Here is a 13,093-nt window from a genome sequence, read left to right as displayed (position 1 = left end):
ATGTCGCGGCAGCAATTTTGGAGCAGCGACATGCATGAACAGAGACTTGAAGCGCGTCGCGAAAATCTTTCGGAACGCGGCGCGCCTGGATATCGGAGTTGCTTGCCATGGACAGGAACGACCAGCAGGCGATCGGCACTCTTTTCGAGAAACTTGCGAATGTCGAGCGGCAGGCGCCGCCGCGCGACGCCGAAGCGGAACGCTTCATCACCGATCAGATTGCCCGGCAGCCCGGCGCCCCATACTACATGGCGCCGGGGAGGGTAGGAGGCGCGGCAACTGAGGAAAAGGTCGGGCTGATACGGGCCTGTCGCTGGGTGGCTGCATCGGGCGAAGCTGGCTGGTAGGAGACCGGGCATCCATGGTGGCGATACGCTTGCGATCCAGCCGACGAAGCAAGCCGCTGTGACCACTGGGTCTTCGAGGTGCCCAAGGCGAACTCTGCCAACCTGAGGAGCTGCACGTCAGAGGTGCCCGCCGGCGCGAAGATATGGTGCGCATCCCGCAGCAATCTTTCGATGGGCCGGTCGGCGAACAATCCACAGGCGGCATGCACCTCTATGGCATTGCGGGCCGAATCCTAGGCGTACTCGACGTTGATCAGCTTGGCATTTATCAGTTCAGGGTCACACGGCACGGCGCGGTCCAGCATATGCACTGCGTGATAGGCGGCGAGCCGGGCGGTCATCAGCCGCGACTGCATCTGGCCGAGTTTCTGTTTAATGGTCGGAAGTTCGCAAAGAGGGCTGCCGTAACGGTGCTGCTGCGCGGCAAATGCCACGGTCTCGTCGACAAGCGCATGGTGGATTCCGAGCGCGACGGCGGTCAGGTTGGGCCTCCCGTAGAGGATGCTGGAAGAATAGGCCACAGCCAAGCCGTCGCCCTCCTTGCCGAGCAGGTTTTCAGCAGGGACCCGGCAGTTGTCGAAGACAAGTTCCCCAAAACCGAAGCCGTGCAAGCCCATCGCCGGCTTCAGTGCGGCGCGTGAGAGGCCGGGGCGATCCGCCTCTACGAGGAACGCGGACAGACCCTTCGAGCCGCCTCCGGTCCGGACGATCACCCCATGCAGATCGCCGACATGGCTATTGCCGACATAAGTCTTGTGGCCGTTGAGGATATAGCCGTCGCCGTCGCGCTCTGCGTTGGACGCCATGCCGAGCACGTGACTGCCGGACTGGCGTTCGGTTACGGCAATGGTCGGCAGACATTCCCCCTTGGCGATGGCCGGAAGCCATTTCCGCTTTTGGCTTTCGTTGCCGAAATGGAGAATTTTCGCGACGCCTAGCTGTGAGGCCTGCACCATCGCTCCCATGGCGCCGCTGACGCGCGAGATTTCCTCGATGACGATGGTCTTGGCAAGATGCCCGAGACCCAGGCCGCCAAATTCTTTGCCGATGGTGATGCCGATCCAGCCATGGCGGGCGATCAGCCGAGATAGGTCATTGTCAACAGACCGCGAGGCTTCCATGGCAGATATACGGGGCCGGATCTCGGCCTCCGCAAAGGCCCGTGCCTGATCCCGAATCTGATTGTGGCGCTCGGCAGCGAAACATTTGTCGACGTCGTAACTGTCCATCCGATCCTCCTGACTTCGGGAGCACGATGATCAGAGCAGCGGACTACCGGACAATTTCGCGAAAAGGGGAATTCGGTTACATCCGAAACATGGAAGCGACTGTCCCGTGACTCGAGGCACGACCGTCTGACGGCAGGTTTGCGGCGCCTTTCAGATGTTCATTAGATTGCGCCGAGAGCTTTAACGATCTCAGAAACAGTCACTATTTTGGCTATCTTGCCGTTCATGTAATCCAGGGAGACGCGCGCGTGCTCTGCGTCGTAGGAGCCGACGCATTCCTCGGCCAGGACCACCCGGAAATCTCGTTGATAGGCGTCTACCGCAGCCATTCGGATGCAGGCGTGCGTATTCACGCCGCATAAGACCAGTCATCGATGCCCATTTCCGCCAGTAGCTCGTCAAGCCCGGTCTTGAAGAACGCGCTGTAACGCTTCTTGATGATCCTCGCATCCCTTGGCTGCCAATCGAGCCCCGCGTGAAGCTGGGCACCTCTCGTGCCCTGAATTGTAACGGCGATACGTTTGTCGCGCATGGTCGAGCTGTATGAAGCGCCGAATGCAGCTTTGTGACGACGTCGTATCTCTGGCCGGTTGTCAAAGCGATTTAGAGACACGACACCGTTTGCCGAGGCCTGCGATCAGGTCGATCACCTGCGCAAGGTGAGGCCGCCCGGCGCCACGCCGGCATGATGCCGGGATCCACCCATCCGAAAGTCGCATAAGATAGGTTATGGAACTGAGGTGCGTTTTGATAGCGTTGCTTTTCGGCCCAACCGCAGTTCCTTGTTTCCTTGGAACCAGCGGAACTGCGGTTGGTAAGCGTTGCGTCTCCTGGGACAGGTTCCTACGCCGCTTGCGGCACGCAGGCCTCGCAGATCGCCGCGACGTGCCGGTGGTCGGTGCCGCAGCAGCCGCCCAGGATGCGCATCGTCGGAAACGAAGCTGTCAGCCTGCTGTAGCGCCGCCCGAGATCGTCCGGGTCGCCCGCGTCGAGCGTTTCCGATTCGTCCAGTTCGGCATGGCTTTTGGTTGAAGCGTTCGCCTTCACGCCATAGACGCGATCGAGCCAGCGCTCGCCGTTGTTCAGCGCCTGCATGAAATGCGTCGGATGGGCGCAGTTGATCATATAGTAGGCCGGCGCACCGTCTGTCGCGTCATCGACCCTGTCGATCGCCTCGCCGAGCGTCGTGCCGGTCACCAGCTTGCCGTCCGTCTCCACCGTGAACGAGATCATGCACGGCATGGCATGCGCCTTGGCAGCCCGCGCCACGCCGATTGCCTCGTGGAAATTGGTGAGCGTATAGGCCGCAACCATGTCGGCCTCGGTCCGCGCGAAACTCTCGATCTGCGCCGCGTGATAGGCTTCCGCCTCGCTGGCGTCCATCTTGCCGGCTTTGTAGCCGTCGCCGCGCGGCCCGATCGCACCGCTGATGACGCACGGCGTTTCGGCGGTCTCGAACTCATTGCGCAGGTCGAGAAGAAGCTCGATCGAGGCCTCGTTGACGGCCCGCAACGCTTCCGGCCCGTAGCCGAGCAAGGTTCCCCAATCGGCGTTGGCTCGCCACGTCGGCGTGTCGAGGATGAAGCCGGTCCCATTTCTGCGCGCAATGGTCAGATAACGGACAAAATATTCCCTCAGCTTCTGCCGGCCTTCAGCCGTTGCCATCAGCGTGAACGAAGCAAAGTGCGGAAGGTCGAGGCCTTCGTGAAAGATGAGGGTCGTTTCCATGCCGCCATCGCTCAGGAATGTTCTGTTGGCAAGTTGCGGCAGATTCTGGCGGTACTTGGCCATGTTTGTCTCCAGTGGTAAGATGACACCGTGCCGACCTGATGGCGGCCGGTTCGCAATAGCCACGTTTTAGCAGTACGTGCCGCCGGTGCGGTAGAAGGCTTGTGGTCCGGTACTCCACCGAAGCGGAAACCGCAGCAATTACAGACGGATAGCCGCGCTGGGCCGGTCATATTGCTATCGGTGCCGATGGTGGCGGGTGTGAAAACCATACCGCCGGTACAGTAGATTTGAGGGCATTCGGCCATGCGCAAAGGTGCGGAAACGCGCGAACGCATTCTGGAGATCGCCGAGGCCTCGGTGCTCGCCAAGGGCTTCGGCGCGACGTCCATCGAGGAGGTGATCGCCGAAGCCGGCATCACCAAGAGCGGCTTCTTCTATCATTTCAAGGACAAGAACGAACTCGCCCGCGCCTTGATGTTGCGCTACGTCGAGGAGAACGACCGCATCTTCGATGATGTGTTTCACCGCGGCAGGCAATTGTCCGATGATCCGTTGCAGTCGTTCCTGATCACACTCAAGCTGCTTGCCGAGCTGATGGGTGACTTGCCGAACGGCCACCCCGGCTGCCTGATCGCGACGTTCACCTATCAGGAGCGGCTCTTTGACCGCACCGTTCGCGACATCGCCGCCGCCGCCGTCCGCTCCTGGAACGGGCGGTTTCGCGATGCGCTGAACGAGATCGCGGCCGTTTATCCTGCCCGCAAGGGCATGGACCTCGACGACGTCGCCATCATGTTCTCCTGTGTGATCGATGGCGGCATCATCATGTCGCGCGGGCTCGGCGACCCGCGTGTCCTCGAACGCCAGATCCTCGCCTTCCGCAACGTCGTAAAGATGTTGTTCGCGCCGGCGGCGCCCGAAATCATGCAGCCGCCCACCGCAGTCGCCGCCGAATAGAGTGCGCCAGTCGGCGCTCGCTGCAGCCTCGAGACTGCGTATCAGGCGCGTTCGATTCAGACTGCCAGTGTCGCCACGACAGCTTGCGCTGCCTGGACCATCGCCTGTGGTTCGGCGGCGAACACCGCGTCGTGGGCGCCGGCCGCAGCCCAAACGCGATCGAAGCCGAGCAGCGTTTCGTCGGCGAACGCCGAGATCGCAATCAGATGGCCGATCGGCGCCACGCCGCCGATGGCAAAGCCGGTCTCGTCGCGGATCTGCCGCGGGTCGGCGCGCTTCAGCGGCTCGCCGGCCAGTGCGGCAGCCCTGGCCAGATCGAGCTGATTGGAGCCGGAAACCAGGAAGAGAAACAGCTTTCCGCTGGTTTCTCCCTGGAACACCAGGGATTTGACGATCTGAGCGACTGTGCAGCCGCATTGCGCTGCGGCTTCCTCGGCGGTGCGTGTCGAGGCGCCCATGCGCCTGATTTCGAAGTCGAGGCCGGCATCGGCCGCTGCCCTGGTCACACGATCAATGCTTCCAGCCATGAAGAACCGAACCTATCATGCAGATTCATAAGGGATTTCGATCGTCATGCCGTCATAGGCCGGGTCGACGTCGGCCGGCGTCTCGGCCATCACCGCAGCGTAGTCGAGCGGCACATGCATATGCGTCAGTACGGCCTTTTTCGGCGCCAGTTTTTCGATCCAGCCGAGTGCCTGGCCGAGCGACAGATGGCTCGGATGCGGCCTGTATTGCAGCGCATCGATGACCAGCACGTCGAGATCGCGCAGCCGTTCGGCGGTGGCGTCGGGGAAATCACTGACATCGGGGCAATAGGCGAGGCCGCCGATGCGAAACCCAAGCGATATGATGTCGCCATGGATCTGCGGCAGCGGCTCGAGAGTCAGGGCACCCCCCTCGCCTTCGATCACCACCGGCCTGGCATGGTCGATGATATGGGGCTCGACAATGGGCGGATAGGTACTGCCTAACGGTGTTTCGAAACAATAGCCGAATGCTTCCCGTAACCGCAGCATGGTCGGCTGGTCGGCGTGGATATCGATCCGATGACGCTGCTCGAGCACGAAGCCGCGCAAATCGTCGATGCCGTGGATGTGGTCGGCATGCGGATGCGTATAGACGACCGCATCGATGCGCTTGACCGCTGCCAGCAGCATCTGCGCGCGAAAGTCCGGCCCGGTGTCGATGACGACTGTGGTCCTGTCGCCGTTTGCCGCGATCCGCTCGATGAGCGCTGCGGTGCGCATGCGCCGGTTCCTCGGATTGGCCGGATCGCAATTGCCCCAGTCGCCGGTGATGCGCGGCGTGCCCGGCGATGAGCCGCAGCCGAGAATGGTGAGGCGCAGCCGGTCGCTCATGCGTCAAACGCTCAGCGCGGTCGGGCGCGGCATCTTGCTGAACAGCCGGAAGAAATTGTCCGTGGTGACAGCGGCGATGTCAGCCTCGCTGACGCCGATCGTTTCGGCCAGCACCTTGGCCGTATGCGCGACATAGGCAGGCTCGTTGCGCTTGCCGCGAAACGGTACCGGCGCAAGGTACGGCGCGTCGGTTTCGACCAGCAGGCGGTCATGTGGCACATCGGCGGCGATGGCGCGCAGCTCGGCTGAATTCTTGAAAGTCACGATGCCGGAAAAGGAAACATAGCCGCCGAGCGCCACGCCGATTTCGGCCAGCCTGCGCCCTGACGAAAAACAGTGCAGGATGAACGGGAAGGCGCCCTTCCCTGTTTCCTCCTTGAGGATATCAGCCATGTCGCTGTCGGCATCACGCGCGTGGATGACCAGAGGCAGGCCCGTCTCGCGTGCTGCGGCGATGTGCGTGCGAAAGCCCTGCGCCTGCGCATCGCGCGGCGCATGATCGTAGAAATAGTCGAGCCCGGCCTCGCCGATCGCCACCACTTTGCGATGAGCGGACAGCCGGACAAGCGCCTCGACAGTCACGTCCAGCTCCTCGGCGGCGTTGTGAGGATGGGTGCCGACAGAGCAATAGACTTCGTCGAAAGATTCAGCGATCTCAAGCACTTGTTGGAAACGCTTCATACGCGTCGAGATCGTCACCATGCGACCGATTCCAGCGGCCAAGGCGCGGGCGACGATGGCCGCCCGCTCCTCTGCGAAATCCGGAAAGTCGAGATGGCAGTGACTGTCGACCAACATCAGATGTTCGCGTCCGGTTGCTCGACGTAACGCGGAAACACGCCCTCCGGCGCGGGCAGAATAACCCCCGATACCAGCGCATGGTCCGCGTGGACATGCACGAAATCGCGGCTGTCCGCCGGTACGGCCAGCAGGTCGAGCAGCTTGGCGGCCGATCCCGGAATGAAGGGTTGGCACAGCAGCGCCACGCGTCGGACGACTTCCGCGGTCGTCCACAGCACCGTTTCCATGCGCGTCGGATCGGTCTTTCTGAGCGCCCACGGTTCCTGCGAGGCGAAGTAGCGATCGGCCTCCGCCACGACGCCGAAGATCGCCGCCAGCGCTAGATGGATGCCCTGCTCCGCCATCATCTTGCGTGCAGTAGCAAGCGCCTCCACCGCCTGGTCGAGGATCGCCCTGTCGGCCTCCGCCAACTCGCTGCGTTTCGGCACTACGCCGCCGCAGTTCTTGGCGATCATCGACAGCGAGCGCTGCGCCAGATTGCCAAGGCCGTTGGCGAGGTCGGCATTGGTGCGGTTGACGATGGCGTCGTGGCTGTAGCTGCCGTCCTGGCCGAACGGCACTTCGCGCATGAAGAAATAGCGCACCTGGTCGAGACCGTAATGCTCGATCATCGCGAACGGATCGACGACATTGCCGACCGACTTCGACATTTTCTCGCCGCGGTTGAACAGAAAGCCATGCGCGAACACGCGCTTCGGCAGCTCGATCCCCGCCGACAGCAGGAAGGCCGGCCAGTAAACGGCGTGGAAGCGGACGATGTCCTTGCCGATGACGTGGACGTCCGCCGGCCAGAACCGCCAATTGTCAGCGTCTTCATCGGGGAAGCCGGCAGCGGTGATGTAGTTGGTCAGCGCATCGATCCAGACATACATCACATGCTTGTCGTCGCCCGGCACCGGCACGCCCCAATTGAACGTGGTGCGCGAGATCGACAGATCCTTCAGTCCGGATTTGACGAAGCTGACGACTTCGTTGCGCCGCTCGGCCGGACCGACGAATTCGGGGTTGCTTTCATAGAGCGCGAGCAACCTGTCCTGATAGGCGGAAAGGCGGAAGAAATAGCTCTCTTCCTCGGTCCACTCGACCGGCGAGCCGAGCGGCTCGCGGCGCACGCCGTCGTCGCCGACCTTGGTTTCGGCCTCGTCGAAATAGGCTTCCTGCCGCACCGAATACCAGCCGCTATAGCGGTCGAGGTAGATGTCGCCATTCTCCGCCATGCGCGTCCAGATCGCCTGGCAGGACTTGTAATGGCGCTCCTCGGTGGTGCGGATGAAAACGTCGTTCGAACAACCGATCGCTTCATACATCGAGCGGAAGATCGCCGAGTTGCGATCGGCAAGCGCTTTCGGCGTCAGGCCTTCGGCGTCCGCCGTCTGCTGCATCTTCAAACCGTGCTCGTCGGTTCCCGAGACGAAGAAGACGTCCTTGCCGTCGAGCCGCTGGAAGCGGGCCAGCGCGTCGCTGGCGATGACAGTGTAGGCATGACCGATATGCGGCTTGCCGTTCGGATAGAAAATCGGCGTTGTGAGGTAGTATTTGTCGCGTGCCATGGATGAGCCGTCATGAATGTCTGAATGAAGATGTAGCGGTGGATATCGCATCGAAACGGCGATTGCCATCCCGATGGGCCGTCACATTCGCATTGCAGAATTCAGGCGGTCGATCATGGTCAAGGCATGCTGCTTCTTGTCGAGATTGTAGGTGTCGGTCTCAGATATAGCGTTCAAAGCCTCGTGCCAAGTATCGGACAGCGTTTTGGCCCGCGCCAGATCGCCCGTCAGCGCGGCCTGGCTTGCGCCGGTCGAGAGCAGGTCGAGCGCCCGGCGATTGAAAATCTCGAACTGGATCGCCCGGTCGCGCCCGGCGACCGCCTCCGCGAGGCGATAGGCGCCGGCAACATCGCTCTTTGCCGCTGTCGCCAGGGCGTCGAGCGTCTCGGCGATTTCCAGCCCGCCATACTGCGTCAACAGTATTGCGGTGCGCGCGCTGCCCCCTGCCCGCTTGGCTAGTGCCGCGCGCGCCGCGGGATCGTCCGGTGGCGGCGGTTCGACGCTCTCCAGAACCGTCATCAGGCTCTCGGCATCGAGCGGCGTGAGCCGCACCATCTGGCAGCGTGAGCGGATCGTCGGCAACAGGCTGCCCGGCGCGTGGACGATGAGGATGAACAAGGTGCGTGCAGGTGGTTCTTCAAGATTCTTCAGCAAGGCGTTGGCCGCATTGGTATTCATGTCGTCGGCCGGGTCGACGATCACCACCCGGTAGCTGCCGTCGTGCGAGGTCAGCGACAGGAAACGGCTGACCTTGCGGATCTCGTCGACGGTGACGACCGTCTTGAAACTCTTGGTCTTGTCGTTCGGCGGGCGGGTCAGATGCAGCACCGAAGGATGCGCGCCGGTGGCGATCTGGCGAAACAGCGATGACGCCGGATCGGGAACGGCAAGGACCTCCGGCGCCTGTTCGAACGCCGGATGCTTCAACAGATGGTGCGCCAGATGAAAGGCGAGCGTCGCCTTGCCGATGCCGACCGGCCCGACAAAGATCAGCGCATGCGGCAGCTTCCCGGAGCGATAGGCTGATGCCAGCATGTTCGCTGCCTGGTCATGTCCGACCAGGCGCGGCGTCTCGGATGGCTCCGGTACGCCGTCAAGCGTGTCGTGCTGTTCTGGTGCGATCCGTTCGAAAATCATCCCGGCGCCTGCTTCCTGTGTCTCGGCGTCATCGTCTCCAGCGCCGCGAACACGGCGCCGGCGACGACATTCTCCACCGTGTCGGGGTCGGCGGACGCGTCGACGACGATGCAGCGCTCGGGTTCTGCCGCGGCGATCGCCAGAAACGCTTCGCGGCGGCGCTGATGGATATCAAGCGTTTCCTTTTCGAAGCGGTCGGCGCCGGCATCGGTGCCCCGCCGTACCGTGGCGCGCCGCAGTCCTTCGGCCGGGTCGAGATCAAAGATCAGCGTCATGTCGGGCACCATGCCGTTGATGGCGACCTTTTCCAGCGCGTCCATGAAGGCTGGATCGAGGCCGCCGGTGACGCCCTGGTAGACGCGCGAGGAGTCCATGAAGCGATCACAAAGCACGATCGAGCCGCGCTCGACCGCCGGCCGGATGACCTGCTCGACATGGTCGGAACGCGCGGCGGCGAACAGCAGCGCCTCCATCCTGGGGCCGAATGGCTCGGCAGCGCCGGAAAGCAGCACATGCCGGACCGCCTCCGCGCCTGGCGAGCCGCCCGGCTCCCGCGTGACAACGACATCGTATTGCTTGGCGCGCATCTTGCCGGCCAGGCGCTCGATCTGCGTCGACTTGCCTGCCCCTTCTCCGCCTTCGAAGGTGATGAAGAATCCGCTCACCAAAGCCTTTGTCCATGCTGCGGGACCGTAATAGTCCTGACTTGAGAAAAGGTCCACGCCGCGGCTGCTAACGCAGCCAGCCGACCGCCAGTTCCTTGGCGGCATCGAGCGCGCGTTGCGGCAGCGAGCCGACGCCAACCGGCTCGGCGGCGAACAGCGGCGTCTCCTGGCTCAGCGTGTCACCGATCCAGACCCGCAGCGCACCCACCGGTTGCCCCTCCTCCACGGGGGCTGCAACCGGTCCCTCATAGACGATCCTGGCGGTCAGCTTGTCGCGGTTGGCGATCGGCAGGAAGATGACCACGGGCGCTTTTGCCTTCAGCGCCACGCCGGATTTCGCGCCGCCGAAAACCTGGGCCTCGCCGACCACCTCGTCCTTGGCGAAAATCTCGGTTTTCTCAAAGGAACGAAGGCCCCAGTCGAGCAGCTTTCGCGCTTCTTCGGCGCGCTCGCGGTCGCTTGCCAGGCCGCTCATCGCCGCAATGACCCGCCTGCCACCTTGACTGACCGAGCCGACGATGCCGAAGCCGGATGCCTCGCTCCTGCCCATCGCCAGGCCGTCGGCGCCGATATCCATCGCCAGCAGCGGGTTGCGGTTCCTCTGGGTGATTTTGTTCCAGGTGAAATCCTTCTGGCCGTAGTAGCGATAGAGGTCCGGGTACTCGCGCCAGATATGCAGGGCAAGGAGCGCAAGCTCTCGAACCGTCGTCTGCTGACCATCGGCCGGCAGGCCGGTTGCATTGACGAATGTCGATTTCTCGAGGCCAATCTGCCTTGCGCGCTCGGTCATCCCAGTCGCGAAATTCGCCTCCGATCCGGCAAAACCTTCGGCGATGATGATGCAGCCGTCATTGGCTGCCTGGACCGTCACGCCTTGGATCAGGTCTTGAAGCCGGATCGTCGACTTGAGTTGGGCAAACATCGTCGACGTTCCGGATGGCGCGCCGCCGGTGCGCCATGCGTTCTCACTCACCACGTACGTATCGTCGAGCGTCACGCGCCCCGATTTGATGGCGTTGAAAACCACCTCCATCGTCATCAGCTTGGCCAGCGAGGCCGGCTGTATAGGCCTGTCGGCATCCTTGGAAAACAGCACCGTTCCGGTTTCAGCATCGATCATGAAGGCCTGCGCGGCCTTGGTTTCGAAAAGCTGCGCCGCGGCCGGAGCCAGCGAAAGCAGCAGGAGGCCAAAACCCAGAAGCCCGGCGAGAGGCGCGGCGAAGCGAAATTTCATGAGAAGTTCGACCTGTCAGCCGGTATTTCTGCGCAAGCTCTATCAGGCTTTGTCCCGGCCGATCAACGGCGCAACGGACAAGTAACGGACAACTGGGCAAAACTTCAGGTTTTGCCGGTCAATTCCGAACCACGAGCGCGTCCGGCGCGCCATGCGACCATGCCGCCTGCAGCATGTCGTCCAGGCTGCCATGGCCGTCCGGATAGAGATTGACCGAATACCAGTCCTTGCCCTCGAATTCGGAGCGCTGGATTTCGGTCTTGCCGAAGCCGGAAAGCTGGGTTGCCACCTGCTGCGCCTCGGCGGCATCCTCGAACGAGCCCGCCGCGATATAGGCCGTGGTCAAGGCGGCCGAAGGAACTTGCCGCTTCCACGATTGAAGGATTTCGGCAGGCGACATACCGGCGCCATCCAGCGCGGCAAAGACAGTGGAGGCGCGCTGCACGCGTTCGCTCGCGTAAGACAGCGTCGCTACCCTGAACGGCGATTGCGGCGGCAGATTGATCTGCGGCCGTTCCGGCACGATCGGCCCGAAATCGGGCAGCGTCACGCTGCCAGCGGCCGGCGTCTGCGCCGCCACGACAGGCTGTGCCGATGCGGAATTCGTCAACTGACCGGGAAAGGCAGCGGCTGCGGCCAACGCCGTGCTCGGCGATGGTCCATTCATGGCGATCATGACGCCGGTGGGCAGGCCGTCCGACGGATCCGGCGCCCTGTTGCCGGGATGGTAAGAGGCCATCAGATAGTGTTCGTCATTGCCATGAAGCGGCGCCCGTCCGACATATTCGACCTTCACCTTGGCCGTGCCGATATTGGCATAGTCGAGCATTTCGGCGGCGCGCTTCGACACATCGATGATGCGCCCGTCATGGTAAGGACCGCGATCGTTGACGCGCACGACGACCGAGCTGCCGGTCTTCAGATTGGTGACCCGCGCATAGCTCGGCAGCGGCATTGTCGGATGCGCGCCGGTCAGATGTGTCATGTCGTAGACTTCGCCGTTGGCCGTCAGCCTGCCGTGGAAGGCTTCGCCATACCAGGAGGCGAGACCCTTCTTGGCGTAGCGCTTGTCTTCCTTCGGATAATACCACTTGCCGCGCACTTGATAGGGCTTGCCGAGCTGATCGCGTCCGCCGCCACGCTGCAGGCCCGACATCTTGAAGGTAACGCGCGGGCTGGCTTTTACGCCATATTCGGATTCGGCAAAATATTCCTTGGAGCGAGGCTTCTTGTTGACCATTGCCTTCGGCTGTGGCGGTGCCGCGCAAGCCGCCAGCAAGGCAGCCGACAGGGCACACAACGCGAAAGCGGAAGCGCGACGAAGACGCGGGCGCGTCGTGCTTGGCATTTTTCGATTGTCCCCTCTCAACAAAGGCGTCGCCACTTGAACGTCGGCAGGGCCAAGAACCTACCCGACAATTCCAGCGCCACCTTGATTCGCAATCCCTTGTGCACAGGAATTGTTTATCACCGTATTAACCGATTATGGTCGGAACCGGGCGAGATTGTGGCGCAAGCCGCCCCGGCGATGCTAGTGAAAAATCACGGCGTTTCGAGCTTCGGCGCAGCGCTGCTCGTCCGGCTCAAGCCCCGCCGTCAAGCACCCGTGCCCTGCCCCTGGCAGGAACCGGCAACAGCCGGTTGACAGGACTTCATAGGGCGCACTAGAGCAATGAAGCGCGAACGATCTCCGAGGCGTGCCCACAGCGTACGCGTTGCGATCAGGACGAGCATCCAGGTGGTTGAAAAATCACGATGGAGGGATGGCCGAGCGGTTTAAGGCACCGGTCTTGAAATTCGCTACCACCCATCCCTGCCCATCCCGCCGCGTACCCGCAAAGCCTTGTCTATCAAGCATTTAAAGACCCAGCAGCGCCGTTCGTGCCGCGTCGTCCTGTCCGGTACCGTAGCGTTGCGTTGCAAAAAGCGTAGCAACTCGTTCACCGGCTGTTCTGGGCTCGCGCTCCCAAGGATTTCCTGCGACTATCGGCAGGTCCGGACGGTAGCCTGTTTAAGTGACGCCTCGATGTCAACGACGATCATCGGCTCGTCCTCGAAAATGAGTGCTAGAGGCTTTCTCA

15 protein-coding genes are annotated in these 13,093 nt (G+C 62.4%); 3 read left to right on the top strand and 12 right to left on the bottom strand.

Annotation, left to right across the window (positions count from 1 at the left end):
- The first annotated feature begins 107 nt into the window (after window positions 1–107).
- A complete protein-coding gene (locus AC0L3H_RS24605) occupies window positions 108–347 on the top strand; it encodes a DUF2076 family protein (RefSeq protein ID WP_473587176.1) in 240 nt (79 codons plus the stop codon).
- Window positions 348–580: 233 nt separating this feature from the next.
- Here AC0L3H_RS24605 and AC0L3H_RS24600 read toward each other — a convergent pair whose 3' ends face one another.
- From AC0L3H_RS24600 to AC0L3H_RS24585, 4 genes are all read right to left on the bottom strand, one after another.
- Window positions 581–1,576: an acyl-CoA dehydrogenase family protein gene (locus tag AC0L3H_RS24600; protein ID WP_473587175.1), complete on the bottom strand. Its 996-nt coding sequence runs from the start codon at window positions 1,574–1,576 to the stop codon at window positions 581–583.
- Between the two features lie 161 nt (window positions 1,577–1,737).
- Window positions 1,738–1,905, bottom strand: a complete 168-nt coding sequence (locus AC0L3H_RS24595; RefSeq protein ID WP_473587174.1) for an isochorismatase family protein — start codon at window positions 1,903–1,905, stop codon at window positions 1,738–1,740.
- A 20-nt stretch (window positions 1,906–1,925) separates the two neighbouring features.
- Window positions 1,926–2,108, bottom strand: coding sequence for a cysteine hydrolase family protein (locus AC0L3H_RS24590; RefSeq protein WP_473587173.1), 183 nt, complete (start codon window positions 2,106–2,108; stop codon window positions 1,926–1,928).
- Between the two features lie 311 nt (window positions 2,109–2,419).
- Window positions 2,420–3,367, bottom strand: coding sequence for a homocysteine S-methyltransferase family protein (locus AC0L3H_RS24585; RefSeq protein WP_473587172.1), 948 nt, complete (start codon window positions 3,365–3,367; stop codon window positions 2,420–2,422).
- A gap of 243 nt (window positions 3,368–3,610) precedes the next feature.
- Between AC0L3H_RS24585 and AC0L3H_RS24580 the strand changes: the two genes are divergently transcribed.
- Window positions 3,611–4,264, top strand: a complete 654-nt coding sequence (locus AC0L3H_RS24580) for a TetR/AcrR family transcriptional regulator (RefSeq protein ID WP_091591074.1) — start codon at window positions 3,611–3,613, stop codon at window positions 4,262–4,264.
- A 56-nt stretch (window positions 4,265–4,320) separates the two neighbouring features.
- On the opposite strand, the gene AC0L3H_RS24575 is transcribed toward AC0L3H_RS24580, so the two are convergent.
- From AC0L3H_RS24575 to AC0L3H_RS24540, 8 genes are all read right to left on the bottom strand, one after another.
- Window positions 4,321–4,791, bottom strand: coding sequence for a YbaK/EbsC family protein (locus AC0L3H_RS24575; RefSeq protein WP_473587171.1), 471 nt, complete (start codon window positions 4,789–4,791; stop codon window positions 4,321–4,323).
- Between the two features lie 15 nt (window positions 4,792–4,806).
- Window positions 4,807–5,625, bottom strand: a complete 819-nt coding sequence (locus AC0L3H_RS24570; RefSeq protein ID WP_473587170.1) for an MBL fold metallo-hydrolase — start codon at window positions 5,623–5,625, stop codon at window positions 4,807–4,809.
- A gap of 3 nt (window positions 5,626–5,628) precedes the next feature.
- Entirely contained in the window at window positions 5,629–6,423 is a 795-nt protein-coding gene (locus AC0L3H_RS24565; RefSeq protein WP_473494173.1) for a TatD family hydrolase, read from the bottom strand.
- Window positions 6,423–7,976 (bottom strand): methionine--tRNA ligase, encoded by a 1,554-nt coding sequence (gene metG, locus AC0L3H_RS24560; RefSeq protein ID WP_473587169.1) that lies wholly within the window; start codon window positions 7,974–7,976, stop codon window positions 6,423–6,425. The genes AC0L3H_RS24565 and metG overlap by 1 nt, the downstream gene beginning before the upstream one ends.
- Window positions 7,977–8,057: 81 nt before the next feature.
- Window positions 8,058–9,113, bottom strand: a complete 1,056-nt coding sequence (locus AC0L3H_RS24555; RefSeq protein WP_473494171.1) for a DNA polymerase III subunit delta' — start codon at window positions 9,111–9,113, stop codon at window positions 8,058–8,060.
- On the bottom strand, window positions 9,110–9,781 hold the full coding sequence (tmk, locus tag AC0L3H_RS24550; protein ID WP_473515357.1) for a dTMP kinase: 672 nt from the start codon (window positions 9,779–9,781) through the stop codon (window positions 9,110–9,112). Before tmk ends, AC0L3H_RS24555 begins: the two co-directional genes overlap by 4 nt.
- 64 nt (window positions 9,782–9,845) lie before the next feature.
- Window positions 9,846–11,012, bottom strand: a complete 1,167-nt coding sequence (locus tag AC0L3H_RS24545; RefSeq protein WP_473587168.1) for a D-alanyl-D-alanine carboxypeptidase family protein — start codon at window positions 11,010–11,012, stop codon at window positions 9,846–9,848.
- A 118-nt stretch (window positions 11,013–11,130) separates the two neighbouring features.
- Window positions 11,131–12,360, bottom strand: coding sequence for a septal ring lytic transglycosylase RlpA family protein (locus tag AC0L3H_RS24540; protein WP_473587167.1), 1,230 nt, complete (start codon window positions 12,358–12,360; stop codon window positions 11,131–11,133).
- Window positions 12,361–12,396: 36 nt separating this feature from the next.
- Between AC0L3H_RS24540 and AC0L3H_RS24535 the strand changes: the two genes are divergently transcribed.
- Window positions 12,397–12,657, top strand: a complete 261-nt coding sequence (locus AC0L3H_RS24535) for a hypothetical protein (RefSeq protein ID WP_473587166.1) — start codon at window positions 12,397–12,399, stop codon at window positions 12,655–12,657.
- The last annotated feature ends 436 nt before the right edge of the window (window positions 12,658–13,093 follow it).

Source organism: Mesorhizobium sp. WSM4816 (genome assembly GCF_055811535.1).
The sequence above is the reverse complement of the archived record's forward strand: the minus strand, read 5'-3'. Positions and strand labels throughout refer to the sequence as shown.

What these genes read in the sequence shown, in the direction of transcription:
- metG (WP_473587169.1), bottom strand. Translation starts at nt 7,976, where the DNA reads ATGGCACGCGACAAATACTACCTCACAACGCCGATTTTCTATCCGAAC.
- AC0L3H_RS24575 (WP_473587171.1), bottom strand. Translation starts at nt 4,791, where the DNA reads ATGGCTGGAAGCATTGATCGTGTGACCAGGGCAGCGGCCGATGCCGGC.
- AC0L3H_RS24545 (WP_473587168.1), bottom strand. Translation starts at nt 11,012, where the DNA reads ATGAAATTTCGCTTCGCCGCGCCTCTCGCCGGGCTTCTGGGTTTTGGC.
- AC0L3H_RS24580 (WP_091591074.1), top strand. Translation starts at nt 3,611, where the DNA reads ATGCGCAAAGGTGCGGAAACGCGCGAACGCATTCTGGAGATCGCCGAG.
- AC0L3H_RS24565 (WP_473494173.1), bottom strand. Translation starts at nt 6,423, where the DNA reads ATGTTGGTCGACAGTCACTGCCATCTCGACTTTCCGGATTTCGCAGAG.
- AC0L3H_RS24555 (WP_473494171.1), bottom strand. Translation starts at nt 9,113, where the DNA reads ATGATTTTCGAACGGATCGCACCAGAACAGCACGACACGCTTGACGGC.
- AC0L3H_RS24605 (WP_473587176.1), top strand. Translation starts at nt 108, where the DNA reads ATGGACAGGAACGACCAGCAGGCGATCGGCACTCTTTTCGAGAAACTT.
- AC0L3H_RS24590 (WP_473587173.1), bottom strand. Translation starts at nt 2,108, where the DNA reads ATGCGCGACAAACGTATCGCCGTTACAATTCAGGGCACGAGAGGTGCC.
- AC0L3H_RS24595 (WP_473587174.1), bottom strand. Translation starts at nt 1,905, where the DNA reads ATGGCTGCGGTAGACGCCTATCAACGAGATTTCCGGGTGGTCCTGGCC.
- AC0L3H_RS24570 (WP_473587170.1), bottom strand. Translation starts at nt 5,625, where the DNA reads ATGAGCGACCGGCTGCGCCTCACCATTCTCGGCTGCGGCTCATCGCCG.
- AC0L3H_RS24585 (WP_473587172.1), bottom strand. Translation starts at nt 3,367, where the DNA reads ATGGCCAAGTACCGCCAGAATCTGCCGCAACTTGCCAACAGAACATTC.
- AC0L3H_RS24600 (WP_473587175.1), bottom strand. Translation starts at nt 1,576, where the DNA reads ATGGACAGTTACGACGTCGACAAATGTTTCGCTGCCGAGCGCCACAAT.
- AC0L3H_RS24540 (WP_473587167.1), bottom strand. Translation starts at nt 12,360, where the DNA reads ATGCCAAGCACGACGCGCCCGCGTCTTCGTCGCGCTTCCGCTTTCGCG.